Below are 1,972 nucleotides of genomic sequence, written 5' to 3' on the forward strand. Positions count from 1 at the left end.
TAGAAATAAAATGTTACATTTATCTTTATATAAAAGTAACCGTAATTTTAATAATGGTTTTCAGGATGATTAAAAGCGAAAAAATCACAAAGAGTATTACAGATATTCTTTTGATGCGATTCTCAGGGCAGATAGGCATAGGATTAATGTTCTTTGTCATATTAATAGGCTTTGGTTTTACTACCTTAGCGCCATATTTCGCGACCAAACAGATTTCAAGTAAAATAGAGTCAGATACAGAAGAATTAGTACAAACATATATTAAAAACATTGGCGATTATCATGTTTTTATAAACAACTTAAGTCGCAATTTTGACTTTACGTGTAGTGACCAAGAACGTACTCAATTGACTCGTGTTGCTTATAGTAACTACTTGATCCGTAAAATATCATTGACACCGTCAGGTCAAACCACATGTTCTAGTTATCAAGAGCAACAAAACTTACATGGCTTAGACTCAACGAAAATAAGCAGTTATGGTAATAATATGTCGTTATGGCTTTCTTCTAAAAAAGATAGCTTACAGCGAATATTTGAAGTGCATTGGAAAGGAGAAAAAGGTGAGTTAGTTGTTTCTTTAGAGCCAATAGTTGAAGAAATATTAAGAAATAAATATTGCTCTGATTGTGTATTAACTTCCGTTACTACAAGTGATCAAAATGAAAACTTTGCATGGCAGGGCGATATAAAACTTTATTCTAAAGAGCCAATTTATCAGGTTGTATTACCTAACGGTTTACGTCTTTCTAGTTATATAAAACCTGAGTTTATCGATAAAATATGTCAAGAGTTACGAATGCCCTTATTTTTATTAGGGTGTTCAACTGCTGCATTTTTAATTTTATTACGTCGTTCATTAATACGTCGTCGTTTATCTTTACATGCATTAGTACAGCGAGGGATCACTAAACGTGAATTCATTCCTTATTATCAACCGATCGTCAATGTAAAAACCAATGAGCTTTATGGCTGTGAGGTTTTAGCTCGATGGAAGAAGAAAGGAGCAGGGCTAATATCACCGATGGAGTTTATTCCTTATGTTGAAAAAAGTGGTCAGATAATTCCAATTACTAAATTGTTGATAGAGAAAACCATAAAAGATCTCAGCATTATTAATTGGCAATTAACTAATCGAGTGATCAGTATAAACCTTGTACCACAACAACTAGAAAACTTAGAGTTGATGAATAACTCATTGCAGTTATTTTCCAACTCGAAGATCTCGGTTAAACAGGTAGCATTTGAAATTACAGAGCGAAAGCAGTTTGAGAATCTAACAATTGCCTCTGAAGTCATTGAATATCTTAAATCACAAGGGATTGATATAAAACTAGATGATGCGGGAACAGGCTATGGCGGTTTTAGCTATATTCAAGAGCTTAACTTACGCAGCTTAAAAATCGATAAGATGTTTGTTGAAAATATCGGTACCACTGACATCAAATTGTCATTACTTGACTCGATTATAGCCTTTGGTAAACAAGCGGGGATGGAGATGATAGCTGAAGGCGTTGAAACCAAAGAGCAATCTCTGTATCTACTAGAACGTGATGTCTACCTACAGCAAGGTTATTACTTTGGTATGCCAATGGATGCTGAAGAGTTCTCTTTGTATAACCAAGAAATTCAACAACGTCACAGCATATTGATTAATTAGTGAGATCTTGTGGCTAAAGTGAATGGTGTACTCTTATTTGACGTGATTACTATGTTAATAGATAAAAGAAAAAACAATGAGTTAAAGCAAATAAAAGCGAAAGATATTCAATTACAACAAAGTTGGTTATCGTATATTTCACTACTTTGTTACTTATCGATCTAGTGTACTTCTGCCGATCTTGAATCTGCGTTTAACTTGCATTTAGTCAGGTTGATTTAAATAATAAAGCCGACATGATTGAAGTGACCCCCAATAGTTGGACACCAATTATTGGGGGTCTTTTATGTCCAAATATAGTCGAGAGTTAAAAT

General features: G+C 33.7%; 1 protein-coding gene. It reads left to right on the plus strand.

Going from position 1 to position 1,972, the window contains the following annotated elements:
* On the plus strand, window positions 1-1,658 hold a 1,658-nt coding region (locus tag E5A76_RS04890; RefSeq protein WP_262383637.1), incomplete at its 5' end, for an EAL domain-containing protein.
* Window positions 1,659-1,972: the final 314 nt, after the last annotated feature.

The organism is Photobacterium lucens, from assembly GCF_009873615.1.
Lineage (GTDB): Bacteria > Pseudomonadota > Gammaproteobacteria > Enterobacterales > Vibrionaceae > Photobacterium > Photobacterium lucens.